The sequence below is a fragment of the Nitrospirillum bahiense genome (genome assembly GCF_007828025.1).
GTDB classification, from domain to species: Bacteria; Pseudomonadota; Alphaproteobacteria; order Azospirillales; family Azospirillaceae; genus Nitrospirillum; species Nitrospirillum amazonense.
Window position 1 is genome coordinate 1 of record NZ_VITO01000010.1, and the last position, 24,668, is coordinate 24,668.

General features: G+C 67.9%; 23 protein-coding genes. 12 read left to right on the forward strand and 11 right to left on the reverse strand.

The features are described from left to right. The 5 genes from FBZ88_RS15710 to FBZ88_RS30555 all read left to right on the forward strand — a co-directional run. Positions 1–489 (forward strand): spore coat protein U domain-containing protein (locus FBZ88_RS15710; protein WP_342780181.1); only part of this gene is annotated, 489 nt, incomplete at its 5' end. Positions 490–935: 446 nt separating this feature from the next. Next, a complete protein-coding gene (locus tag FBZ88_RS15715) occupies positions 936–3,005 on the forward strand; it encodes a carbon starvation CstA family protein (protein WP_145618183.1) in 2,070 nt (689 codons plus the stop codon). After that, positions 3,005–3,205 carry a YbdD/YjiX family protein gene (locus FBZ88_RS15720; RefSeq protein WP_040845606.1) on the forward strand — a complete coding sequence of 67 codons (201 nt, stop codon included), beginning with the start codon at positions 3,005–3,007 and terminating at the stop codon, positions 3,203–3,205. Before FBZ88_RS15715 ends, FBZ88_RS15720 begins: the two co-directional genes overlap by 1 nt. A 72-nt stretch (positions 3,206–3,277) precedes the next feature. Beyond that, positions 3,278–4,063, forward strand: a complete 786-nt coding sequence (locus tag FBZ88_RS15725) for an exodeoxyribonuclease III (RefSeq protein WP_145618184.1) — start codon at positions 3,278–3,280, stop codon at positions 4,061–4,063. Between the two features lie 141 nt (positions 4,064–4,204). Then, positions 4,205–4,993 (forward strand): MerR family transcriptional regulator, encoded by a 789-nt coding sequence (locus FBZ88_RS30555; RefSeq protein ID WP_211102680.1) that lies wholly within the window; start codon positions 4,205–4,207, stop codon positions 4,991–4,993. 64 nt (positions 4,994–5,057) lie between these two features. Here the strand turns inward: FBZ88_RS30555 and FBZ88_RS15735 are convergent, their stop codons facing one another. The 4 genes from FBZ88_RS15735 to FBZ88_RS15745 all read right to left on the reverse strand — a co-directional run bounded on the left by FBZ88_RS15735 (position 5,058) and on the right by FBZ88_RS15745 (position 9,175). Continuing rightward, a complete protein-coding gene (locus tag FBZ88_RS15735) occupies positions 5,058–6,611 on the reverse strand; it encodes an efflux transporter outer membrane subunit (RefSeq protein WP_186454546.1) in 1,554 nt (517 codons plus the stop codon). Positions 6,612–6,867: 256 nt separating this feature from the next. Then, positions 6,868–8,148: a Bcr/CflA family multidrug efflux MFS transporter gene (locus FBZ88_RS15740; protein ID WP_246138683.1), complete on the reverse strand. Its 1,281-nt coding sequence runs from the start codon at positions 8,146–8,148 to the stop codon at positions 6,868–6,870. Positions 8,149–8,399: 251 nt separating this feature from the next. Then, on the reverse strand, positions 8,400–8,537 hold the full coding sequence (locus tag FBZ88_RS30290; protein ID WP_157999424.1) for a hypothetical protein: 138 nt from the start codon (positions 8,535–8,537) through the stop codon (positions 8,400–8,402). 248 nt (positions 8,538–8,785) lie between these two features. Beyond that, the gene (locus FBZ88_RS15745; RefSeq protein WP_211102681.1) at positions 8,786–9,175 is read right to left on the reverse strand and encodes a hypothetical protein; all 390 of its coding nucleotides are present in this window, start codon (positions 9,173–9,175) and stop codon (positions 8,786–8,788) included. A 315-nt stretch (positions 9,176–9,490) separates the two neighbouring features. On the opposite strand from FBZ88_RS15745, the gene FBZ88_RS15750 reads away from it, so the two are divergent. Beyond that, the gene (locus tag FBZ88_RS15750) at positions 9,491–9,970 is read left to right on the forward strand and encodes a YchJ family protein (RefSeq protein ID WP_145618186.1); all 480 of its coding nucleotides are present in this window, start codon (positions 9,491–9,493) and stop codon (positions 9,968–9,970) included. Positions 9,971–10,108: 138 nt separating this feature from the next. After that, positions 10,109–10,471: a VOC family protein gene (locus FBZ88_RS15755; protein WP_145618187.1), complete on the forward strand. Its 363-nt coding sequence runs from the start codon at positions 10,109–10,111 to the stop codon at positions 10,469–10,471. 94 nt (positions 10,472–10,565) lie between these two features. Here the strand turns inward: FBZ88_RS15755 and FBZ88_RS15760 are convergent, their stop codons facing one another. Both FBZ88_RS15760 and FBZ88_RS15765 read right to left on the reverse strand, forming a co-directional pair. Further along, a complete protein-coding gene (locus tag FBZ88_RS15760; RefSeq protein ID WP_145618188.1) occupies positions 10,566–11,513 on the reverse strand; it encodes a phytanoyl-CoA dioxygenase family protein in 948 nt (315 codons plus the stop codon). Positions 11,514–11,551: 38 nt separating this feature from the next. Further along, positions 11,552–12,868, reverse strand: coding sequence for a metal-dependent hydrolase family protein (locus tag FBZ88_RS15765; protein ID WP_145618189.1), 1,317 nt, complete (start codon positions 12,866–12,868; stop codon positions 11,552–11,554). A gap of 189 nt (positions 12,869–13,057) precedes the next feature. Here FBZ88_RS15765 and FBZ88_RS15770 point away from each other — a divergent pair, with 189 nt between their 5' ends. Both FBZ88_RS15770 and FBZ88_RS30915 read left to right on the forward strand, forming a co-directional pair. Continuing rightward, the gene (locus tag FBZ88_RS15770; protein ID WP_145618190.1) at positions 13,058–13,588 is read left to right on the forward strand and encodes a GNAT family N-acetyltransferase; all 531 of its coding nucleotides are present in this window, start codon (positions 13,058–13,060) and stop codon (positions 13,586–13,588) included. A gap of 41 nt (positions 13,589–13,629) precedes the next feature. Beyond that, on the forward strand, positions 13,630–14,265 hold the full coding sequence (locus FBZ88_RS30915; RefSeq protein ID WP_145618191.1) for a hypothetical protein: 636 nt from the start codon (positions 13,630–13,632) through the stop codon (positions 14,263–14,265). Positions 14,266–14,281: 16 nt separating this feature from the next. Here FBZ88_RS30915 and FBZ88_RS15780 read toward each other — a convergent pair whose 3' ends face one another. Both FBZ88_RS15780 and FBZ88_RS15785 read right to left on the reverse strand, forming a co-directional pair. Continuing rightward, complete coding sequence (locus tag FBZ88_RS15780; RefSeq protein WP_145618192.1) at positions 14,282–14,800, reverse strand: hypothetical protein; 519 nt, start codon at positions 14,798–14,800, stop codon at positions 14,282–14,284. Between the two features lie 101 nt (positions 14,801–14,901). Continuing rightward, positions 14,902–16,344, reverse strand: a complete 1,443-nt coding sequence (locus FBZ88_RS15785) for a helix-turn-helix domain-containing protein (RefSeq protein WP_145618193.1) — start codon at positions 16,342–16,344, stop codon at positions 14,902–14,904. A 364-nt stretch (positions 16,345–16,708) separates the two neighbouring features. Here FBZ88_RS15785 and aceA point away from each other — a divergent pair, with 364 nt between their 5' ends. Next, positions 16,709–17,998, forward strand: a complete 1,290-nt coding sequence (gene aceA / locus FBZ88_RS15790) for an isocitrate lyase (protein ID WP_145618194.1) — start codon at positions 16,709–16,711, stop codon at positions 17,996–17,998. A 324-nt stretch (positions 17,999–18,322) separates the two neighbouring features. Next, positions 18,323–19,969, forward strand: coding sequence for a malate synthase A (gene aceB, locus FBZ88_RS15795; protein WP_145618195.1), 1,647 nt, complete (start codon positions 18,323–18,325; stop codon positions 19,967–19,969). A gap of 120 nt (positions 19,970–20,089) precedes the next feature. Here the strand turns inward: aceB and FBZ88_RS15800 are convergent, their stop codons facing one another. Further along, positions 20,090–21,385, reverse strand: coding sequence for a hypothetical protein (locus FBZ88_RS15800; RefSeq protein ID WP_145618196.1), 1,296 nt, complete (start codon positions 21,383–21,385; stop codon positions 20,090–20,092). A 250-nt stretch (positions 21,386–21,635) separates the two neighbouring features. Between FBZ88_RS15800 and FBZ88_RS15805 the strand changes: the two genes are divergently transcribed. Beyond that, positions 21,636–22,673: a hypothetical protein gene (locus tag FBZ88_RS15805; protein WP_211102682.1), complete on the forward strand. Its 1,038-nt coding sequence runs from the start codon at positions 21,636–21,638 to the stop codon at positions 22,671–22,673. Between the two features lie 62 nt (positions 22,674–22,735). Here the strand turns inward: FBZ88_RS15805 and FBZ88_RS15810 are convergent, their stop codons facing one another. Continuing rightward, complete coding sequence (locus tag FBZ88_RS15810; RefSeq protein ID WP_145618197.1) at positions 22,736–23,794, reverse strand: tetratricopeptide repeat protein; 1,059 nt, start codon at positions 23,792–23,794, stop codon at positions 22,736–22,738. Positions 23,795–23,910: 116 nt separating this feature from the next. Further along, positions 23,911–24,561 (reverse strand): LysE family translocator, encoded by a 651-nt coding sequence (locus tag FBZ88_RS15815; protein ID WP_246138684.1) that lies wholly within the window; start codon positions 24,559–24,561, stop codon positions 23,911–23,913. Positions 24,562–24,668: the final 107 nt, after the last annotated feature.

Consider the following 24,668-nt stretch of genomic DNA (forward strand, 5'->3'; position numbering starts at 1 on the left):
CCGATAGGAACCTTCGCCATGATCCGCTTCGCCGCCGCCGCCCTGATCGCCGCCGTCTCCCTGGCCGCCGCTGCCGCCCCCGCCTTCGCCGCCACGGCCGCCGCCTCCGGCACCATCCAGCTGAACAGCACCGTCGCCCAGACCTGCACCGTCAGCGTCACCGATGCCGGCGCCCAGCTGAACATCCTGGCCGGCTCCAACGCCGTCACCGTCGGCAGCGTCGTCGAAACCTGCAACGACGGCGCCGGCTACCAGATCAGCGTCTCCTCCGCCAACGGCGGCAACCTCAAGTCATCCGCCACCGGCGCCCAGCCCGTCAGCTACACCCCCATCTACGACGGCCAGTCCAGCGGCAGCAGCGTCAACGTCGTCCGCTCTTCCGCCCAGTTCAACAAGACCGCCACCGTCGCCGTCACCGTCCCCGCCAACGCCCAGGCCATCGCCGGCAGCTACACCGACACCCTGACCATCACCATCCAGGGCCGCTGATCGTCTACAACCACACCGGTTCGGCTGACCAAAACGGCCCCGCCTGGATCACCCAGGCGGGGCCGTCGCCGTTTTTGCGGTCGCAGCAAAAAGATACTGCGGTGCGGGCAATAAAAAACCCCGGCTGCCAGAAGGCGCCGGGGCTGAGTTTTCAGAAGGGAGGAAAACGCAACCAAGTTGCACCCCTGTTATCGCACCGAACTATGAATAATTCCTTTACCGCACCGCACACCGCACCCTTGGCGGCGGCCCTCGCGGGAACGGGCGCCCCTCTGTCCAAGCGGCAAACGATCCTGTAATATCAAGGCGATCAGCCCTGGCGCGGCAATGACAAGGCCAGCCCTGGACCGTCGCCGTAGACCCGGCGGATGGCCCAAGGGTGAAGAGAATTCGAGGTACCCCCTGCGGCCGGGACTGGGGTGCGGGATTTCTTGGGAGGAAACGGAATGAACGGAACCGCCGGACGGCTCGTCTGGCTGATTGTGGCGCTCGTCGGCGCCGCATCGCTGGGTGTCGTCGCGCTGTCGCGCGGCGAAACCGTCAATGCGCTGTGGGTGGTTGTGGCGGCCTTGTGCACCTACACCATCGCCTATCGCTTCTACAGTCTGTACATCGCCAACACCGCCCTGAAGCTGGACGGCGGGCGCCTGACCCCGGCCATGCGCCACAATGACGGCCTGGATTACGTGCCCACGGACAAATGGGTGCTGTTCGGCCACCACTTCGCCGCCATCGCCGGCGCCGGCCCGCTGGTTGGGCCCGTGCTGGCGGCGCAGATGGGCTACCTGCCCGGCACGTTGTGGATCCTGGTCGGCGTGGTGTTCGCCGGCGCCGTTCAGGACTTCATCATCCTGTTCGCCTCCACCCGCCGCGACGGCCGCTCGCTGGGCGACATGATCAAGTCCGAGATGGGCACCGTGCCGGGCGTCATCGCCCTGTTCGGCGTGCTGCTCATCATGATCATCCTGCTGGCCGTGCTGGCGCTGATCGTGGTCAAGGCCCTGGCCGGCAGCCCTTGGGGCACCTTCACCGTCTTCGCCACCATGCCCATCGCCGTGCTGATGGGCATCTACGGTCGCTTCATCCGTCCCGGCCGGGTGGGCGAGATGTCGGCCATCGGCCTGGTCCTGCTGCTGCTGGGCATCATGGGCGGCCAGTGGGTGGCGGAGGATCCCGCCTGGGCCGCCGCCTTCACCTTCAAGGGTGAGACGCTGGCCCTGATGCTGATCGCCTACGGCTTCATCGCCTCGGTCCTGCCGGTGTGGCTGCTGCTGGCACCGCGCGACTACCTGTCGACCTTCCTCAAGATCGGCACCATCATCGCGCTGGCGGTCGGCATCCTGATCGTCATGCCCGAGCTGCACATGCCGGCGGTCAGCCGCTTCGTCGACGGCAGCGGCCCGGTCTTCTCCGGCCAGTTGTTCCCCTTCCTGTTCATCACCATCGCCTGCGGTTCGGTCTCGGGCTTCCACGCCCTGATCTCCTCGGGCACCACGCCCAAGATGCTGGAGACGGAGGCCCAGGCCCGCATGATCGGCTACGGCGCCATGCTGGCCGAAAGCTTCGTCGCCATCATGGCCCTGATCTCGGCCTGCGTGCTGCACCCCGGCGTCTATTTCGCCATGAACACGCCGGCCGGCGTCATCGGCACCACGGTGGACCAGGCGGCCCAGGTGGTGGGCAGCTGGGGCTTCGCCATCACCCCGGACGAACTGGCCCAGGTGGCCAAGAACGTGGGCGAGACGACCATCCTCAGCCGCGCGGGCGGCGCCCCCACCCTGGCCGTGGGCATGTCGACCATCCTGTCCAGCCTGGTGGGCGGCCAGTCCATGACCGCCTTCTGGTACCATTTCGCCATCCTGTTCGAGGCCCTGTTCATCCTGACCACGGTCGACGCCGGCACCCGCGTCGCCCGATTCATGATCCAGGACCTGCTGGGCACGGCGGTGCCGGCCCTGCGCGTGACCCAGAGCTGGGGCGCCAACCTGCTGGCCACGGCCATCGCCGTCGCCGGCTGGGGCTATTTCCTGTACCAGGGCGTGGTCGATCCGCTGGGCGGCATCAACACGCTGTGGCCCCTGTTCGGCATCTCCAACCAGATGCTGGCGGCCATCGCCCTGATGCTGGGCACCGTCATCCTGTTCAAGATGAAACGGGAGAAGTTCGCCTGGGTCACCATCCTGCCCACGGTGTGGCTGGCCATCTGCACGCTGACCGCCGGCTGGCAGAAGCTGTTCGATGACAACCCGGCCGTGGGCTTCCTGGCGCACGCCAAGAAGTTCTCCACCGCGCTGGCCGACGGCAAGGTGCTGGCCCCGGCCAAGACGGCGGAGGCCATGGCCCGGGTCATCACCAATGATTATGTCGACGCCACCCTGTGCGGCCTGTTCATGGCCGTGGTCGTGTCCATGCTGGTGTTCGGCATCCTGAACATCCGCAAGGCCCTGGCCAACCCGCGCGCCACGGCGCACGAGGTCGGGATCGGTGGGGCCGCCGTCGCCGCCGGGGACGACTGATGTCGGCGCAAGCGCAAGCCCTTCCCTTCGCCAAGCTGGTGGCCCGCATGGCCAACCTGATGGTGGGATTGCCGGATTACGACAGCTATGTCGAACACCGGCGCCTCAACCATCCGGACCAGCCGATCATGTCGCGGGAGGAATTCTTCCGCGAACGGCAGGAGGCGCGCTACAGCGGCAAGGTCGGCCGCTGTTGCTGAACCTGCCGGATTTGTTTACCGAGAGGGGGCCCTGACCGGCCCCCTCTTTCTTTGCCTGACGAAAGCCCCAGCATGCGCATCATCTCCGCCAACCTGAACGGCATCCGCTCCGCCACCACCAAGGGCTTCTTCGAATGGATGGCGGCCCAGGACGCCGACGTCGTGTGCGTGCAGGAGCTGAAGGCCCAGGCCGAGGACATGACGCCCCTGATGTTGGCGCCCAGCGACGCCGCCGGCGCCGCCTATCACGGCTATTTCCAGTACGCGGAGAAGAAAGGCTACAGCGGCGTCGGCGTCTACAGCCGCAAGGCGCCCGACCAGATGATCGTGGGCCTGGGGCATGACGACATCGACGCCGAGGGCCGCTATGTCGAGGCGGTGTTCGGCGACCTGTCGGTCGTCTCGGTCTACCTGCCCTCAGGTTCCAGCGGGGAGCATCGGCAAGCCGCCAAGTTCGCCTTCATGGACCGCTTCCTGCCCCATATGGCGGCCCTGGCCCAGGCCGGCCGCCAGGTCATCCTCTGCGGCGACTGGAACATCGCCCACAAGGAGATCGACCTGAAGAACTGGAAGGGAAACCTGAAGAACTCCGGCTTCCTGCCGGAGGAGCGCGCCTGGCTGTCCCGCCTGTTCGACGAACAGGGTTGGGTCGATGTCTATCGCCGCCTGTACCCCGAGGTGGGCGAGGAAGGCTACACGTGGTGGTCCAACCGGGGCCAGGCCTGGGCCAAGAACGTGGGATGGCGCATCGACTACCAGATCGCCACCCCGGGCGTCGCCGCCACCGCCCAACGGGCCACCATCTACAAGGACCAGCGCTTCAGCGACCATGCGCCGCTGACCGTGGATTACCTTTAAGTTTTTCCTCAAACGCCGGCAGGCGCTTGCGCGCCCTTGATGGGACGAAAAAAACCTCTTGAGCCGGACCCTGGGTCATACCCGCACCGTCCCTTATCGACGATGATGGGGGACAAGCCGGTGCGGACGAGGGTGGACGGCATGGCCAGGAAGCGGATGGCGGAGCCGGTGCTGACGGCGGCGGAAGCGGCCGCGCGCACTGGGCTGACCGTCCGGGCGCTGCGGGTCTATGAGGCGCGCGGTCTGCTGGACCCGCCACGCACTGACAAGGGCTGGCGGCTGTACGGCCCGCGGGAGTTCCAGCGCCTGGGCATCATCCAGGCGCTGAAGTCCGTGGGCCTGTCGCTAACCGAAATCGCCCGGGTCCTGGCCGGCGACACCCCGTCCCTGCGGCGCGTGCTGGAGGTGCAGGCCGCCTTCTGGCGCGGGCGGCTGGCGGCGGCGCAAGCCGGCCTGGATCTGGTGGAACAGGCCCTGGCCCGCACGGACATGTCCCGCCCCGGCACCACCCCGATCTCCGTCGATGACCTGTGCACCTTGATCCGGAGATTGGACATGAACACGATGCCTGAAACCCTGCGCACCGTCCTGGCCGAGGACTATACGGCCGAGGAACGCGCCACCCTGATGACGCCCCGGGGCGGTGAGGCGGCGGCGGCCGAGGGTGCCCGCGCCTGGACGCAATTGATCGCCGACATGCAGGCCTTGCGCCAAGCCGGCGTGCCGGCCAGCGACGCCCGCGCGCAAGAGGCCGCCCGGCGCTGGCAAGGCCTGGTCACCGCCTTCACCCAGGGCGACGGGGCGGTGGCGCAGCGCACCGCCGGCCTGTGGCAGAAGGCGCTGGACCGCGACCCGCAAGGCCAGGGCCTGCCCTTCGATCAAGGCCTGTGGGACTACGTCGGCGCCGCCATGAAAGGAAGCCAGGCGTAGGTAATAGAAAACCCGCCCTGGCCGGCGCCGGGGCGGGTTTTCCTTCATATCAAGCGGGCTGGGATCAGCGCGCGGCCTTTGCCTGCGACAGGAAGCTGCTGCCGTCATCCTGCCAGCCGCCGCCCAGCGCCTTGAACAGGCTGACGCTGGCCTGCACCCGCGACAGCTTCACCTGGGCCAGGGTGTCCTGGGTGGACAGCAGGGTGCGCTGGGTGTCCAGCAGGGTCTGCAGGTCGGTCAGGCCGCCGCGATAGCGATCCTCGGCCAGTTCGAAGGCCCGCTGGCTCTGGGCCACGGCGTCCTTCTGCAGGCCGTACTGGTCCTGGTAGCGGTCGATGGAGTAGACGGCGCTTTCCACGTCGGACAGCGCGGACAGCGCGGCCTTGCGGTAATCCTCCGCCAGCTCCCGGTGCCGGCCCTCGGCCTGGTGCACCTGGCCCTCCAGGCGGCCGCCGGAGAACAGGCTCTGCGCGATCTCGCCGCCCAGGCTGAACAGCAGGGTGGGGGCGTTCACCAGGTGGGCCAGGGTCGCCGCCTCGACGCCCGTGCTGGCGTTCAGGGTGACGGACGGCAGCATCTGGGTGCGCGCCACCTTGATGTCGGCACCGGCGGCGGCCAGCTGCGCCTCGGCAAAACGGATGTCGGGGCGGCGGGTCAGCAGTTCGGCCGGCACGCCGGTGCCCAGCGCCGGCGGCTGCACGTCGGCCAAGCCCTTGGCCTGCACAGTGAAGCCCTCGGGCGCGCGGCCCAGCAGGATGGCCAGGGCGTTCAGCTGGGTGCGTTCCTGCTGCTCCAGGGCCGGGACGGCGGCGCGCTGGGTGGCGACGATGGAGCGCTGCTGCACCAGGTCCAACTGGCTGTCGGCGCCGGCCTGCACGCGGGCATCGATCAGGGACAGCACATGCTCGGCGTTTTCCAGGTTGCCGCGCGCCACCGCCAGGCGGTCGCGGATCGCCAGGATCTGGAAGTAGGTCGCAGCCACGTTGCTGCTGAGCGACAAGGCCACCGTCTCGCTGTCGAAGCGGCTGGCGTCCAGGCTGAACTGGGCGCTGTCGCGGGTGGCGCGGTTCTTGCCCCAGAAGTCGATCTCATAGCTGGCGGACAGCGAGGCCTGGTGCACGTTGCCGGCATAGTCGCTCAGCGGCACGGCGCCGTTCAGGCCGGCGGCGGCCGAGCCCTTGATGTTGCGGCTGCCGGAGCGGGTGCTGCTCAGCCCCAGCTGCACGCTGGGCCACAGCGAGGCGCCGGAGATTTCCGCCTGGGCCTCGGCCTGGGCGATGCGGGCGGCGGCGGCGCCCAGGTCGGGATTGTCGGCGCGGGCCTGTGCCAGCAGCTGGGTCAGTTCCGGCGAGTTGAAGCCCGACCACCAATCGGTCGTCGGCCAGGCGGCGGCATCGGTGGTGACGGCCACCGTCTGGGTGGTGCCGTCCTTCGCACCGCCCTGGGTGGAGGTGGCATCCCAGTGGGACGGCATCACCAGGGACTTGGCCGGGTCGGCGGGGGTTTCCCCGTCCAGCGCGCAGGCGGCCAGCATCAGCGGCAGGAAGGCGACGGCCAGGCGGCGGGTGGCGAGGCGGCGGAACCAGGAGGTGGAAGCAAGGGTACGCGACGTGGACATCGTGGAAACCTTCGATCCGGCAAAACGGTTTCGTGCCCCTCGCGCGCGAAAACGGCGCAGGGGCTGGGCAGACAGGACGCGTGTCAGAGGGAAGCGGCGTGCGCCAGGCCGATCGGGTTGGCCCCCCGCCCCTGCCCCGCGCACCCGATCCGGTGCAATCGTGCCGTTGTTTAAGGCAAACCCCGGTCGCGTCTCAGTGACGCGGCGCACATGGATTAACGCGGGCGCACAATAGTGGCGCATGCCACTGTTGCAATCAGCGGATCAGCAGGCGGTTGAAGACGAAACCCAGCACACCCACGCCGCCGATGATGGCGGCCATGGGCCAGGGCGTGCCGTCAGCCAGCCAGCCCACCAGGGTGCCGACCACGGCGCCGGTGACGAACTGGGTTGAGCCCATGAGGGCCGAGGCCGTGCCCGCCATGTGGGGGTAGGAGGCCAAGGCGCCCGCCGTGGCGTTGGCGCCGATCAGGCCGGTGAAGGCCATGAACAGGAACAGGCCCGCGACGATGCCCCACAAGCCGCCCGCGCCGGTGTGGCCGGCGATGGCGAGACCGATGCCGAACAGGGCGATGCAGGCCGATCCCCAAGCCAGCAGGCGATCCGTGCCCAGGCGCAACACCAGTCGGCTGTTGATCATGTTGACGATGATCATGCCGACGATGTTGAGGCCGAACAGCAGGCCGTACAGGCGGGCGGGCACCTGGAAATAGTCGATGTACACGAAGGGCGTGCCGGCGATGTAGGCGAACATGCCGCCATAGATCATCGCGGACGTCAGGGCGTAACCCAGGAAACGGCCGCTGATCATCAGCTGGCCATAGCTGCGCAGCTGGGCCAGCCCGTTGGACCGCGCGCGCAAGGCCGGGTTCAGGGTCTCATGCTGGCTGATCAGGCCCACCATGGCCACCAGGCCAAAGCCCGCCTGCACCCAGAAGATGGCGCGCCAGTCCAGGTAGGCCAGCACCTGGCCGCCCAGCAGTGGGGCGGCCATGGGGGCGATGCCCATGACCAGCATCATCATGGAGAAGACGCTGGCGGCGCGGTCGCGGTCGAACACGTCGCGCACCATGGCGCGGGCCAGAACCGGCGCGGCGCCGGCGCCCGCTGCCTGGATGGCGCGGCACAGGCTGAGGGTGGTGATGTTCTGCGCGGCGGCGCAGCCGGCGCTGCCCGCCAGGTACAGCAGGATCCCCACCAGGATGGGCCCGCGGCGGCCGAAGCGGTCGCCCATAGGCCCCCAGAACAGCTGGCACAGGCCGAAGGCCAGGAAGAAGGCGGTCAGCGACGATTCAACCCCGGCCTGCGTGACCCCCAGGTCCCGGGCGATCTGCGGCATGGCCGGCAGGTACATGTCGACCGACATGGAGCCGAAGGACATCAGCATGGCCAGCATGGCGACAAAGCCCACGCCACGCTGGGTCAGCAGCCCGGCGCCCCGGCGCCTGCCCGCATCCACAGCCCCCGCTACCGCGGAGACCCCCATCGACGCGCCGCCGGCGATCACCGATCCCGAGGCCACCTGTTCCACCGCCACCTTAAACTCCTTGAGCGGTGCGCCCGCCCCCAATCACGCCATTGAGCATGTGCAACAATGATGGCCACAGCCGGGCCGCCAACCAATCCGGCCTTTGTGCGGATCAGCCCCGCGCCGGACGATGGACGGCGGCGTCACCGCCATTTCCCAAAATAGCCATTTCCCAAAATAAAGGCCGGAAGCCCCGGTCCCCCGGGCGCCTCCGGCCTGTCGCGATCGCCTCCGGCGCCCGACGTCGGCGCCCGGATGGCTTAATAGTGGTCGTAGTAATCGTGATGCCAATAGTGGTGGTGATAAGGACGTTCCTCAATCACGCAGCCGGACAGTCCGGCCAACACCATCCCGGCCAGGACCAGCCGGGTCAGAATGGAACGGGATCGATCAGACATGATGTATCTCCGGACTATCGGGCCGCGCCCCCGGGCGTGTCCCGTTGGGCTATCGGCATGGGAAAAATCTGGCAGCCAAATGCGACAACAAGACGGCGGCTGCTGGGCATGATCGGGTTCATGCCGTGGCACGCTGACGCAGGAAAACCGCCGCGGAGGGCGCAGCAAAACGCCCGGCCCACTGCTGGACCGGGCGCCTGGCAAGCCCGCAAATGCCTCATGCCGATGCTTCCCGCCTGGGGACGGGTTCAGTGATGGACGAACCCACCGCCGTGTCCGCCCCAATGACCACCGCCCCAGTGGCCGCCTCCCCAGTGGCCGCCCCAGTGACCACCGGACCAGCCCCCATAGTGGCCATGCCAATAACCATGGCCCCAGCCGTAATACGGGTAATAGCCGCCGATGCCGACGTAATAAGGATAGGCGCCGTAGTAGCCGTAGCCGTCATAGTAAGGGTAGGTGGAATAGGCGTAGGGGCCCGAATAGGCCGGCGTGGCGTAGTAGCCGTCGGCCACGCAGCTCGACAGGGCCAAAAGCGCCGCGCCCGCCGCCAGGCCTTTCAACGCCAGGAAGGGCCAGCGGCGTTTCGGGGCCGTGGATGGCCCCGTCGTCAGCGCGGTCTTGTCAGGCAAGGACATGGTTCGTGCACTCCCTGAAGGGATCGTGCGACGGGCGAGGATGGGGTCGGCCTTGGGATCGGCGGTGGTCGGCCCCGGCATGCGACCCGGGCACACATCCTGTTACATCAAGCAAATGAGCGCTCGGCCCCGCCGCCGCAAGGCCCCGGCGCCGCAAAGCTGGCGTGCCGCCCATGCGCGCCGGGTTCCGGCCCGTGGTGACGGCAGGGCGGCGGCGGAAAAGCGGTGGCGCGGCCTGCGCACTGGTGTCCGGCGGCGGTTTGCGGTATCTGGCAGCACAGATACCCCTTCTTTCAGCCTTGAGACATCACGACGATGAGCCAGTGCCATTGCGGCAGCGCCCGCGCCTATGAAGATTGCTGCGGCCCCTATCACGCGGGCACCGCCCTGCCGCCCACGGCCGAGGCGCTGATGCGCTCGCGCTATTCCGCCTTCATCGTGCACAACATCGACTACCTGCAGAGCACCCTGCTGCCGGAGACGGCGGAGGACTTCAATCGCGAAGAGACCGAGCAGTGGGCCCGCGACAGCACGTGGCAGGGCCTGGAAGTGCGGTGGACCGAGGCCGGCGGCCCCGAGGACGATGCCGGCAAGGTGGAGTTCGTCGCCCGCTTCAACTTCGAGGGCAAGGACTACCTGCACCACGAGACCAGCCGCTTCGAGAAGCGCGACGGCCGCTGGTACTATGTCGACGGCGCCATGGGCCCACGCCCGCGCACGGCGGAGAAGGTCGGCCGCAACGACCCCTGCCCCTGCGGCAGCGGCAAGAAATACAAGAAGTGCCACGGGGCGTAAGCCCACCCGCCGTCCGGTCTCCCCGTCCCGCCTAGCACACGGTTCCCCCGCCCAAGTGGGTGGGGGCCCCACGCTTGCCGCGCATCCACTGTCCGTGCGAGGCTCGCCTGAGGTGAAATCAGGCGAGGAGATGGGCCCATGCTTATCCCTGTGCTTATTGTGCGGGACATGGCGGAAGCGCTGACGTTCCTCACCCAGGTGCTCGACTTCGACCTGGTCCGGAGCTTTCCGGCGGAAGCGCCATTCTACGCCCTTCTCAACAGGGGCACGGACGAATTGCACATCAACCTCACCCCGGACGGGCGATACGGGCGCGCGTCGATCATCGTCCTGTGCGACGATGTCGACGGGCTGTTCGCATCCTTCACGGCGCGTGGCCTGGTGGCACCGACGAGAGCGAATTCGCCCGTGCATGAGGGACCACTGGACCAGACCTGGGGCACGCGCGAGGTCTATATCGACGATCCCAGCGGCAACACCTTCATCTTCCAGCAACGCTAGAGCAGATCGCCCAAAGGTGGAATCACCTTTGGGCGTGAAGCTGCTCGCAGACATGCTCAGCGAGCCGGCTGCGTCTGGTTTTACGCAACCGACTCTAGCGCCGCTTCATCACCCGCCGGTTCACGTCCGGGTCGAAATGGCTGTCGCGGGGCAGCCAGGGCTGCCGTGGGGTGTGGGGGGAGGAGTGGACGTTGTACTGGGCCGTCAGGATCAGGCGGCGGCCGGCGCGGGGCAATTGCCCCTTGTGAAAGCCGAAGGTATCGGCCAGGAAGCGGGTGCCGGCCGGCCCGGTCACCGTCGCCACCTTGTCGGCACCGAAGACACGGTGCACCACCTCGTCCGACAGGGCCTTGCCCACCGCCAGGCGGGGGTCGCGGTGGCTGCCGCGCACGAAGACATGGGGGCCGTCCTCCTCCCCCACGTCGGTCAGGTAGAAGAACAGCTTGAAGCCCTTCAGCGAGTCCCAGTCGCGGTGATAGCGCTGGGTGCCTTTGGCCGCCGGACGGTCGCCGTAGGACCACCAGCAGCCGATGTTGTCCAGCACCGGCTTGCAGCCCAGGTACAGTTCCGCCACGTCCAGGATGGTGGGATCGTTCAGCAGCGTCAGCACATGGGGGGCGGCCAGGATGTCCTGCACCGCGTAATAGCCCATGTTGGTCTCATCGCTGGCCGGCTGGTCCCAGGGGAAGGCCCCCAGGTGGGGCCGGAAAGGGTCGCTGCACCGCACGCCCTGGAAATAGGCGCGGATCTCGGCCGCCACTTCGCCATCCAGGGCCGGCAGGGGCACCAGGCCCTGCCAGGCCAGGTCGCGCGCCCAGGACCGGGCCTGGTTCGTGGGCCGAGGCCATGGCGACTTGGGCTGGAAGAAGGCGACGACGGCGGCGGCGACATCACGCGCCCGAGGCGTCCAGATCATGGGCAGCAGGTCATAAATGGCCAGCCGCCGGTCGATTTGCACCCGTTCCAGGAAGACGCGCCAGGAGGGGATGCGGGTGCGCCAGCGCTCCACCAGGCTGATGTCACCCTCCCGAGGTCCCGTCAACGCTTGTTCCTCCCTTCGCCGTCTGGTTCCGCCCGCGCTCAGGGCAGCAGGACGGGGTGGCCGTCGGCCTTGTAGACCACGCCCCCCTTCATGACAAACCGCACCTGTTCCATCAACTCCAGATGGCTCAGCGGGTCACCGGCCACGGCGATCAGGTCGGCAAAGCGGCCCGGCTGCACCGTGCCGATGCGGTCGGTGGCACCGATCAGGTCGGCGGCGTTGCGGGTGGCGAAGGCCAGGGCGTCGGCCGGGGTCACGCCCGCCTCGGCCAGCAGGGCGAACTCGCGGGCGTGGTCGCCCTCGCCGATGTCGGTGCCGTAGGCGATCTTCACCCCCGCCTTGTAGGCCAGGGGCAGGTTGCGTTTCGGTATGGCGTCGTTCGCCAGTTCCTTTTCCGCCGTGCCGGGGGGCAGCAGCTCGGGATGTTCCTGTGCCGCCTTCATGAACACGTCGTAGACGGTCAGCGTCGGCACCAGGTAGGTGCCGTGGGCCTTCATGGCCTTCACCGCGTCGGCATCCGCGAAGGAACCGTGCTCGATGGAATCGACACCGGCGTTCACCGTGTTGATGATGGCCTGGGCCGGGTAGGTGTGGGCCGCCACCTTCATGCCCAACGCGTGGGCCGTGTCGATGGCGGCCTTGATCTCCTCATTCGTCATCAGCTGGGCGCGGGGGTCGTCGCCGGTGCTGGCGATGCCGCCCGACGGCATGATCTTGATGACGTCAGCGCCGCGCTTGTGATGCTCCCGCACCCGCAGGCGGGCCATGTCCGGCGTGTCGACGATGCCGTTCTGCCAATCGGGATGGTGCAGGCGGGAATCAAAGCCGTTGGATGGGTCGCCATGGCCGCCGGTGGGCCCCAGCGGTTCCAGCGACACCCACAGGCGCGGGCCCGGCACCTTGCCCTCGTTGATAGCGTTGCGCAGCGACACCGTGTCGTCCCCGCCGCCCACGTCGCGCGCGCTGGTGAAGCCCTGCAGCAGCATGGCACGGGCGAAGATGGCGCCGTCCAGCACCGCGTCCACGGCGGTGTGGGTCATCATGTCCTCCACCGCGTTGGCCTGGCTGGGCAGCTTGGACGAGATGTGGACGTGACAGTCGATCAGGCCCGGCAGCACCGTCTGGTCCTTCAGGTCGATGACCGTTGCGCCGGGATGGGCGACATAGCCTGCCTCCACCGCCGCCACCTTGCCCTCATGCACCATGATGGTGACCTGGCGGCGGGGGGTGAAGGTGACGCCGTCGATCAGCGCCCCGGCATAGACCACGGTGTCGTGCGGCGCCTCGGCCGCCCGCGCGCCCACCATCATCGCCGTGGACGCCAGCAGCGCCGCCACCGCGGCGCACGTCCCCATCAAGCCCCTCATCCCCATGCCCTTTCTGCCTGTCGCGCGTCTTTGTGGGGCCGCCCGTTCCGGCGGCGGCCCTTGGGCGCAACGGTATCCGGCCCGGCCCCGGTCCGGCAACGGCCATTGCCAAAGGGGCCGTGTTCATGTGTTTTACCGGTGCCACCAAAGCAAGAACCCGAGGTCCGTCCGACGCCCATGTCCGCCGCGCAGTCCCCCTTCGTCCACATCCGCGACGCCAACGCCGCCGACCTGCCGCGAATCGTGGCCATCCTGAACGAGGCCATCGTTCATACCACCGCGATATGGAGCCTGGAGCCGACCTCGGTGGCGGAGCGTGCCGCCTGGCTGGCCGACCGCCAGGCCAAGGGACAGCCTGTGCTGGTGGCCACACCCGGCCCCGACGCGCCGCCGGGCGAGGTGCTGGGTTTCGCCACATATGGTGAATTCCGCGCCCGCAGCGGCTATCAGCACACGGTGGAGAATTCGCTGTACGTGGATGAGGCGGCGCGGGGCCGGGGCATCGGTACCGCCCTGTTGTCCGCCCTGCTGGCGCGGGCGACGGCCGCCGGCCTGCATGTCATGATCGCGGGGATAGAGGCCAGCAACCTGACCAGCATTCGCCTGCACCAGCGCTATGGCTTCAGCGAGACCGGGCGCCTGCCCCAAGTGGGGCGCAAATTCGATCGCTGGCTGGATTTGGTGTTCCTGCAGAAAATCCTGAACTGATCCTTTTCCATTCCCATCCTGACCAGACGCGACACACGCCCATGGAAATCCACGCCCCGGAAAGCCCCATCCAATCCCTGAAGGACTTCGCCATCCATATCGGCGTGGTCACCGTCGGCATCCTGATCGCGCTGGGCCTGGAACAGGCGGTGGAGGCCTATCATCGCCATGAACTGGCACGGCAGGCGGTGGAAAGCTTCCATGCCGAGCTGGCGGAGAATCGCAAGGCGGTGCAGGAGGTCATGGCCGAGATCGACGGACACAACAGCCGGGCGGAGGAGGACATCGCCCTGCTGACCGCCTGGCAGCAGGGCAAGGGGGCCGCAGGCACCGAGCTTAAGTACCCCGGCATCCGCCTGGACCTGATGTCCAGCGCAAGCTGGGATGCCGCCATCGCGACCCAGGCCCTGGGTGAACTGCCCTACGACGAGGTGCGCCGCTACGCCGAAGCCTATGCCGGCTTCCGCCTGTTCACGGAGCAGGAGAAGGCGCAGCTGGCGGAATGGCAGGACATGCGCCTGTTCGGCAACGATCCCGCCCAGATGAGCCCCGCCCAGCGCCAGACCCTGATCGAACGGCTGCGCCACTATCAAAACTACGTCATTGTCCTGGCCCTGGCCGGCAAGGGCGCCCTGGCGGCCGCCGACCGCGCGCTGGAAACCCCCAAGGGCCACTGATCCGGCAGCGGCAAAGTCAGGGCTGCCGCTTCAGCGCCAGCTTGAACATGGTGGACCAGCCGTCCTTGGTCTGGGCCTCGCTCCACGCTTCATACGATGCGGGCTCACCATCGCCGGTCCCTTGCGGGGTCCAGCGCACGCGGTAGGTCATGGCTTCGCCCTCCGCCACATACTGGGTGGCGGGAAAGACCAGGGCGCCGTCCTCGGCCGTCACCGTGCCGTGGCTGATGCCGCCCTGGTTCTCGATGTAGAGGTATTCCACCCGCTTGGCCGCCGGATCCCAATAGTAAGTCGTCTCGCCCACATAGTCCGGCTGGCCGGGCGTGCGCACCGTGTGGGTGTCGCGCAGGGCCTTGCCTTCATATAGCCAGGCGAAACAGTGGGTGTCGGTGCGCTGGCCGCTGGGAAATTCACCCTTCCAGCAATGGCCGGCCAGGAAGGCCATGGGCTTCAGGCCCGGCGCCGGGTCGGCGAACGCGGCCATCGATACGCCCGCGATGGCGCCCAAGGCCATACCCACCGCCAACCTGCGCATGATGCATTCCCCCACGACGATCCGGCGCCACCCTGGCGCCTACGGCGTTAGGCGGCAAGGACGCAAGGGGATGGGATGGATGCCCGCCGTTAATATGACCATCAGCCGGTGGGCGGCCCGATATAGCTGGACAGGCCGCGGATGTTCTCATCCACCACCAGGCGGTGGTTCAAGGGCGGGAAGGCCCGCTGCGTGCAGTCCAGGCGCGGGCACAGGCGGCAGTTGGTGCCGACGGGCGTCGCCTGGGCGCCGGCCAGGTCGATGCCGTCGGCATAGATCAGCTGATGCGCCTGCGTCGCCTCGCAGCCCAGGCTGAGAGCGAACTGGCGCGGCACGCTTTTCCACCCGCCGGCCTTGCTGAGGGTGCGGGCAATGGCGAAATAGCTGGTGCCGTCCGGCATGCGCATCAGCTGGGTCAGGATCTGGCCCGGGTTGCGGAAGGCCTGGTGCACGGTCCAGCGCGGACAGCCGCCGCCGAAGCGCGCCATGTGGAAGCCGGGCACGGCGCTGAACCGCTTGGAGATGTTGCCCGCCGGATCCACCCGCACCAGGAAGAAGGGGACGCCCTTGGCCCCCGGCCGCTGCAAGGTCGTCAGCCGGTGGCAGACCTGTTCGAAGCTGGCGACGAAGCGGTGCATCAGCACCTCGATGTCATAGCGGGCGGACTTGGCCGCCTCCAGGAAGCGGCCATAGGGCATCATGACGGCGGCGGCGAAGTAGCCGGCCAGGACGATGCGGGCCAGCTGACGCGAATCTTCGCTGGCCATGGTGGCCTTTTCCACCGTGGCCGACAGCAGGTCGCGGTGCCGCATCAGGGCCACCTGCACCGCCAGCTGGAAGGTGCGCCCCGCCGGCGGCAGCATTTCCGAGATCAGCACGCGGCGGGAATGGCGGTCGTAGCGGCGCACCGTCTCGCCCATCACCTCCACCGGCATCAGCTTGACCGTCAGGCCGTGGGCCTTCTGCACGAAACGGGCGAGGGAACCATAGAGGTCGGCCGAGTCCAGGTCCCCGTCGAACCACAGCGTTTCCGCCGCCAGCTCCAGCTCGGGGAAATGGTTGTTCTGATCCTGGAAGAACTCCCCCACCTCATCCTGGGCGAACTGCTGGCCGGCCGCCTGGGGGTGCTGGCGGTCGCGGTCGTCCACCTTTTCCGCCAGCGCCTGGATGTCCTCCCGCGCCTCCAGATAGGCGCGATAAAGGGTGACCACCGCCTGGCCCAGGCCGGGGGCCACCGCCGCCAGTTCCTTCATGTCCTGGTTCTTGATGTCGCTATGGTCGAACAGCGGGTCGGCGAACACCTCGCGCAGGCCCGCCACCAGCCGCACCTCGTCATCCTCGGCGAAGGTGGCGAGGTCCACGTCGAAGGTCTGGCCGATCTTCAGCAGCAGCGCCACGGTCAGCGGCCGCTGATTTCCCTCGATCAGGTTCAGATAGGAGGGGGAGATGGCCAGCATCTCCGCCATCTGGGCCTGGGTCAGGTGCAGGTCGCGACGCAGGCGGCGCACCTTGTGGCCCAGCATCGCCTTCTTTTCCGCCGCCATCGCGCGCCACTCCCTCCCATCCGGTCCCCCGGCGGCCTGTTTTCACGGGGTCTTAGCCCCGCCGCCGCTTGGTTCCCACCCCTTCCGCACTGCGCCGGAAGGGTAAGTGAATTTACAAACTTTACAAGTTTTCACTTACCGACATTACAAGAGATTACATCGTTACCACTTTTCAATCAAAGACTTATTGATCCGGTTTACCAAATCGCCAAGTCTAATGCAGTGCAGTGAACGCGACGGACGCAGTGCGAAACAGGCGAACGCCGGCGGTCACGGGAACATCATCAGGTCGGCCGGAACCATCATGGTTCCAACCTCGCTCAAAAGGCCGTCCGACGTCTTGAATGAAAGGAATTAGGCGATCATGGCTCCGCTGGATCAAGGCCCCACCCCCACCGACCTGAAGGCGCTGCATGCCCGCCGCTTCGACGGTGTGAAGCGCGACTACACCATGGAGGACGTGAAGCGCCTGTCCGGCACGGTGAAGATCGAATACACCCTGGCCGAGCTGGGCGCCCGCCGCCTGTGGGAACTGCTGCACACCCGCCCCTACGTCCACAGCCTGGGCGCCTTCACCGGCAATCAGGCGGTGCAGATGGCCAAGGCCGGCCTGGAGGCGATCTACCTGTCCGGCTGGCAGGTCGCGGCCGATGCCAACCTGGCGGGCCAGATGTACCCGGACCAGAGCCTATACCCGGCCAACTCGGTCCCCAGCGTCGTGAAGCGCATCAACAACGCCCTACTGCGCGCCGACCAGATTTCCCATTCCGAGGGCAAGGACGACATCAACTGGATGGTGCCCATCGTCGCCGACGCCGAGGCCGGCTTCGGCGGTCCGCTGAACGCCCATGAGCTGATGAAGTCCATGATCGAGGCCGGCGCCGCCGCCGTCCATTTCGAGGACCAGCTGGCGTCGGAAAAGAAGTGCGGCCATCTGGGCGGCAAGGTGCTGATCCCCATCCAGCAGTTCATCCGCATCCTGAACGCCGCCCGCCTGGGCGCCGACGTCTCCGGCACCAGCACCCTGGTGGTGGCCCGCACCGACGCGGAAAGCGCGCAGCTGATCACGTCCGACGTGGATGAGCGCGACCATCCCTTCATCGATCGCAACGACCGTACGCCGGAAGGCTTTTTCCGCATCCGCAAGGGCATGGGCGTCGATTACTGCATCGCCCGCGGCCTGGCCTACGCCCCCTATGCCGACCTGCTGTGGTGGGAAACGTCCAAGCCCAACCTGGATGACGCCCGGCGCTTCGCCGAGGCCGTGCACAAGCAGTTCCCGGGCAAGCTGCTGGCCTACAACTGCTCGCCCAGCTTCAACTGGCGCGCCAACCTGGATGAGGCGACCATCGCCCGCTTCCAGCAGGAGCTGGGCGCCATGGGCTACAAGTTCCAGTTCATCACCCTGGCGGGCTTCCACTCGCTGAACTACGCCACCTTCGAGCTGGCGCGCGGCTATAAGGAGCGCGGCATGGCTGCCTTCTCCGAGCTGCAGCAGAAGGAATTCGCCGCCGTGGAGCACGGTTTCACCGCGGTGAAGCACCAGCGCGAGGTGGGCACCGGCTACTTCGACGCCGTGTCCATGGCCATCACCGGCGGCACCAGCAGCACCACCGCCATGAAGGACTCGACCGAGACCGACCAGTTCCACTGATCGTCTCCGTCCCCGGAACGGGGTGACTTCCAGGGAAGGCCGACGCACCGTTCGCCTGGAAGCACCCTTCGGGCGGCGGCGGGAATAAACGACGCTGGAGCGTCCCGCCGCCGCCCGGTTTCCCCTCCGGATTTCACCAAATTCCAACGCGTCCACGAGATCGGCAGGGATGGCCCATTCCATCCCCTGCCCTGGCAGGGGTGCGGCGACGGGGTTTGAACGACGCTGGAGCGTCCCGCCGCCGCACCCCTGCCCCCTAAATCATCGCCTCCGAGGGCCTGAGCCTATCCGCGACGGGCCCCCTGATCTGAAGGGAGAGGTATCATGCCTGACGCTCTGCTCGCCCCCTCGGCCCCCCGCCTGTCCCCGGATGCCCCGGTAGGCCGTATCGAGATCCGCGCCGCGTCCAAGCCCGGCTATGATGTCCTCCTGACCCCCGCCGCCCTGGCCTTCGTGGCCGACCTGGAACGCCGCTTCGGCTGGCGCCGGCGCTATCTGCTGGAAAAGCGGGTGGAGCGTCAGGCCCGTCTGGACGCTGGCGAGAAGCCGGCCTTCAACCCCGCCTGCGGCTATGCCCGGCATGAAGAGTGGACGGTCGAACCGCAGCCGGCCGACCTGCGCGACCGCCGGGTGGAGATCACCGGCCCCGTCGAGCGCAAGATGATCATCAACGCGTTGAATTCTGGCGCGCAGGTGTTCATGGCCGATTTCGAGGACAGCAACGCCCCGACCTGGGCCAACGTGATGGACGGCCAGGTCAACCTGCGCGACGCCATTCGCCGCACCATCACCCATACCGACCCCGTGTCGGGCAAGAACTACGCCCTGAACGACAAGGTCGCCGTGCTGATGGTCCGCCCCCGCGGCTGGCACCTGGAGGAAAAGCACGTGCTGATCGACGGCCGGCCCGTTTCGGCCGCCCTGTTCGACTTCGGCCTTTATTTCTTCCACAACGCCCGCGAACTGCTGGCTCGGGGCAGCGGCCCCTATTTCTACCTGCCCAAGATCGAAGGCCGGGCCGAGGCGCGGCTGTGGAATGACGTCTTCCTGCACGCCCAGGAATGCCTGGATCTGCCCCCCGGCACCATCAAGGCCACGGTGCTGATCGAAAGCATCCTGGCGGCCTTCGAGATGGACGAGATCCTGTACGAGCTGCGCTGCCATTCCGCCGGCCTGAACTGCGGCCGCTGGGACTACATCTTCAGCTTCATCAAGAAGTTCCGGAACGACCCCGACGCCCTGCTGCCCGACCGGGCGGCTGTCACCATGGACAAGGCCTTCCTGAACGCCTACTCCCGCCTGGCAGTGAAGACCTGCCACCGCCGCGGCGCCCCGGCCATTGGCGGCATGGCGGCCTACATCCCGGTGAAAGATGACCCGGTCGCCAACGACCGCGCCTTCGCCCAAGTGCGGGCGGACAAGGAGCGGGAGGCCCGCAACGGCCATGACGGCACCTGGGTGGCCCACCCGGCGCTGGTGCCGGTGGCGCGCGAGGTGTTCGACGACCTGATGCGCACCCCCAACCAGATCCACGCCACCTGCCATGACGTGCGGGTGACGGCGGAGGATCTGCTGACCATCCCCCAAGGCCCGCGCACCGAGGCCGGCCTGCGCCAGAACGTGGCGGTGGGCATCGGCTATATCGAGGCCTGGCTGCGCGGCCAGGGTTGCGTGCCCCTGTTCAACCTGATGGAGGACGCCGCCACGGCGGAGATCAGCCGCGCCCAGGTCTGGCAGTGGCTGCGCCATGGCGCCAAGCTGGACGACGGCCGCACCGTCGACCATGCCCTGGTGGAGCGCATCATCGAGGAGGAACTGGCCGCCTGGATCGGCCGGGTGGGGGAAGTGGCCCTGGCCCACAGCCGCCATGAGGAGGCGGCCCGCCTGTTCTCCGACCTGGTGTTTCAGCACCGCTTCGCCGAATTCCTGACCCTGCCGGCCTATGACCGGCTGATGGAGGCGGGTTCCTGAGTTCCTGGGGAGAGGGAGGAACGCCCAAGCAAAAGGGCGAAGACCGCGGGGGAAGGCCGGCGCCCGGATGGACGCCGGCCTTCCTTGTTTGTCAGCTTTCCTTGTTTGGTCCCCTTGGCCTTAAGACGGCAACTTCACCGGTTGCGGCGTGTTCTGCAGGATCAACTGGCCATAGGCCGTGGTGTGTTGGAACAGCACCTGCTCGGTCCAGGACACCTGCGTCTTGTCCGTGGGCGGGGGCGACACCGCCGCGGCCTGGGCCGGGGTCAGGTATTCGATCACCTCGCCGCCGCCCTCCGCCACCTTGTAGCTGGAGACGAATTCGTCGAAGGCGGCGGACTGGCCCTCGGGATTCAGCGCCTGGTTGTTGATGGGGGTGTAGGGGCCGGCCACGGCCTCACCCTTCTTGGCATAGGCGCGGGCGTGCGAGATGAGGTGGGTGATGAGGTCGGTGGTCAGCGCGCCGTAATAGGTGCCGTAATAGCCGGGAATGGCGTCCAGCATGGCGGACCCCCAGGCGTGGGGCACCACATCCACGTTGTTGTACATGTCGTGGTTCCAGATCTGCCAGGGCTGGCTGCCTGTCTGGTCTGCGCCCGCCCAGCCGGTGCCGTTGACCAGCGCCGCGAAGGGGGCGTTGCCCGGGGTGGCGCCGGCGGTGGCGTAGATCATGGCATCGCCGGCCGCCCACGAACCGTCCCGCAGCAGGCCGGCGGTGGGATCGAAACAGGCCATGGCCAGCGTCGGCGACAGGGCGCCCGCCAGCGAATGGCCGGTGAAAGTCAGCGTGGTGCCGGACGGCGGGGTCAATCCCTTAAGGAAGCTCACCAAGGTCTGCTGGGTGATCTGGGTGTCGACGATGCCGAGCAGGTTGGTGATGCCGGTGTAGGTCGCCATGGAGATGCAGGGGATCTGGTCACTGGGCTGGGTGTCGTTGGTGCCGCCGTTCCACACCTGCAAGGCCCCCTCCCACGCCACCACGGTGGCCACGGCGAAATCCTCCTTCAGCCAGTCGTAGAAGGATTTGAAGTTGGTGGCGGCGATGGCCACGACATAGCGGGCCAGCGTGGGGCTGTAGACCACGAACAGGGCGTTGGCGGCGTTGAAGCGGGCGGTGGGCGGCGACGCCTCCCAACGGACGCTTAATGCGACCGGATCGATGCAGAGGACCTGGGGGCCCCACACCACGGTCCAGTCGTCGGCGCCCAGTTGCGGCCCGGCGGCCTTGATCGCCTTGTCGACGCCGGTCGTCAGGATGGCCGTCAGCTGCGCCGCCGCCGCCGTGGCGCCCGCCTGCAGGGCGGCGCTTTTCGGCAGGGACTTATCCAAGTCCACCGTCACGTCCTGCCCGCCGGCGTCATTGGCGATGTTGTTGAAGAAGAAAGTGGTCTGCCACGCATCATAGGTCGTCGCCATCCCATTTACCCCCGCTGATTGCGGGACACCCTGGAGAGCGTCCCGATTGAAAGCAACGCTACAATTAATACGTATGTATTTTTCATTCAATGCGCGCATGAGATGCATATCGCCCGGATAGACCGCCTGCGACAAAGACGACAGTACCGGCCCCGTCCATACCCGCCATCGGGGGCGGCTGATATCATGGCGGCGCTCTGGGCAATGGGTGTGGTCGGCGGACGTGCGTGTGCAACGGCGGGTGTTGGAAATGACGGTGAGATGGCGGGCGGCCGCCCTGGCGGCAGGCCTGTCGGGTGCCGCCTTGATGGCCGCTGCCGGCGCCCACGCCCAATCGCCGGCCCCGTCACCGGCCTCGCCGGAGGTCGCCCATGCCATCCCTATGGATACCCTGCAGACCCAGGCGTACCAGAAGGCCGATCCCCATCATGGCCTGGCCCGCCGCCGCGCGGCCGTGGCGGCGGCGGCCGGCACCGACGCCGCCTGCCGGGAAATGGGCGATTTTTACTGGGAGATCGGCGACGGCAGCGGGACCCTGGCCAGCGGCAGCCGAGGCAGCCGCTACAGCGCCAACAAGCCCTTGCAGGTGGCCAGCGCCAGCAAGCTGGTCTTCGCCGCCTATGTGGTGGAGCGGGTGGGCGGCCAGTTGACGCCGGATCAGCTGGACGCGCTGGAGATGCGGTCCGGCTATGACAACTTCAACCCGCTGGCCTGTTTCGCCGCCCACACCGTGGCCGCCTGCCTGGACCGGCGCGGCAACGGCTTGCGGAATGCCGAGCACCAGGGCCGGTTCAGCTATAACGGCGGCCACGACCAGTATCTGGCAACCACCCTGGGCCTGGGCGATCTGGATCGCTACGGCCTGGCGGCGGAGGTGCGGCGGGTGTTGGGCCCGGATCTGCACCTGGACTATGCCGCCCCCCGCGTGTCCGGCGGGCTGAAGGCCAGCCCGGCCGCCTATGGCGCCTTCCTGCGGAAGGTGGTGTCCGGCCATCTGCGCATCCATGACCTGCTGGGCAGCCACCCCGTCTGTACCCAGGGACCGGACTGCGCGGCCGTGCAAGCGCCGGACTTGCCCCAGCCCTGGCATTACAGCCTGAACCATTGGGTGGAGGATGGCCCCGGCGGCGACGGCGCCTTCAGCAGCCCGGGCATGATGGGCTTCTATCCCTGGATCAGCGCCGACCGCCGCACCTATGGCCTGATCGCGCGTGAGGTCATGGCGCCGAAGGCCTATCTGGCCAGCATGGCCTGCGGCCAGGCCCTGCGCCGCGCCTGGAATCAATAGTCGGGCCTGGTGTTCAGGCGGATTTCGTGGTTCCGGGCGCCTGCATCCGCTGGGCCGGCTTCCTACTTGGCCTTGGGTGCCGGCTTACCCCAGCCGGTGGCGTCGAAATAGACGCGCACCCGGCGCTGCTGGGCGTTTTCCAGGGTGAACTGGTCCAGCGTGCGGCCGTTTTCCGTCAGTTGGCGCTGTTCCACCTGCTTCCAGCCGGGATAGAGGATGCCCAGCGTGGTGTATTCGCGCTTGGTGCCGGCGGCGCTGTCGGTGATGCCGGCCAGCACGATGGGGTCGCTGGCCAGGTCGCCCTGCCCCTTGCTGGCCGGCAGGTTCAGCTTGGCCTCGATGCTGTTCAGGAATTCCTGGTGGCTGGATATGCAAGGGGCGCAGCCGGCGCGGCGGGCGATGTTGTACCAGTACTGCGCCTCGCCGGCGCCGCCGCCGGGGATGCTGCCGTTGTTGTACAACTGGCCGTAGATCAGGGCGGCCATGCCCAGGCCGGCCTGGGCGGCGGGCTTCACCACCTGCGCCGCCTTCTGCGGATCGCGGGCCGTGCCCCGGCCGTAGTAATAATAGACCGCCAGCGCCTCGCGCGCCTTGAGGCTGCCGCGGGCCATGGCCTGGTCGAACAGCGCCAGGGCGGAGGCCATGTCCTGCGACGACGGGCCCTTGCCGTTCTTGTCCTCCATCTGCGCGTCGGCCTGGGCCACCAGCCGCTGCGCGTCCGGCGGATCGACGGGGGGATTGATGTGGCCGTCCAGCGGCAGGGTGGACACGGCCATCTGACCCGCCCGGCCCTGGGCGCCTGGCATGATGGTGTCGGGCGTCTGCACGGGCTCGGCCTGCGCGGGAGGCGCCTGCACCGCCGGCGCCGGCAGGACGGGAACATTGATCGGGGCGGCCGGCGGGGCGGCGGGCGCCTGCGTCACCGGTTGGGCGGAACCCGCAGGCTGGACGGGCGCCTGCGCGGGTGGGGCCTCAGGGCCCTGGGCCAACCGGGACAGCAGGCCGTCGCCGGGCTTGGCGGGGGCGGTATCGTCGTCACCCTCGAAAAAGGCGCAGCCGGACAGCAGGGACGCGGCCAAGCCGGCGGCGACGACGGAAGCGGAAAGACGACGCGAACGCATGACACCCCGACATGGATGATACCCAGGACAAACCGCAAGCCGGTCTTGCGCCCACTGTAGGCCATGGACGCGGATCCGCAAGCGACCCGGCTTTACACGGGCGCGATACCCGCCAGTCAGCGCATCAGCGCCAGGACGCCGCCGGCCCCGATCAGCAAGCCGCCGGTGAGGCGGTTCAGCTGGCGGGCCGCCTTGGGCGTCTGCAGGCGGCTGGCCAGGGTTTGCCCGCCGACGGCGTAGGTCAGGATCCAGCCGAACTCGATCACCACCATCAGCACGGTCAGCAGGACCAGCTGCGCCGTCAGCGGCTGGCCGGCGTCGATGAACTGGGGGAAGAAGGCGGCCATGAAGATCAGCGCCTTGGGATTGGAACCGCAGACCAGCAGGCCGCGCAGCAACAGCCGGTGAGCGCTGGCGTCGGCGGGGCGCACAGCCTCTCCCCGCTGTTCCGCATCGGCCTCGGCGTGCAGCGTCTCCTTCGGATCCGCCCGCCAGGCCTGGATGCCCAGGTACAGCAGATAGGCCACGCCCAGCACCTTCACCACCATGAAGGCCGTGGAAGAGGCCTGCAGCAGCGCCGCCATGCCCACCGCCGACAGGCCGGCCATGGCGCCCAGCGCCAGGCACATGCCCGCCCCCGCCCAGGCCGCCGCGCGCACGCCGTGGCGCAGGCCGATGCCCATGGCGAACAGCATGTTGGGGCCGGGCGTGGCCGACAGGAAGAAGCAGGTGACGGCGAAGGCCGATAGGGTCTGCCAGCTCAACATGCCCAGGCGTCCTCGAAGGATGGAGTGGGGCGGGAGTTTAACGCGGAAGCCCCCGGCTGATGAGGGGGATCGCGCGCAGGGAGCCCATGCCCCCACGCCATGGCCCC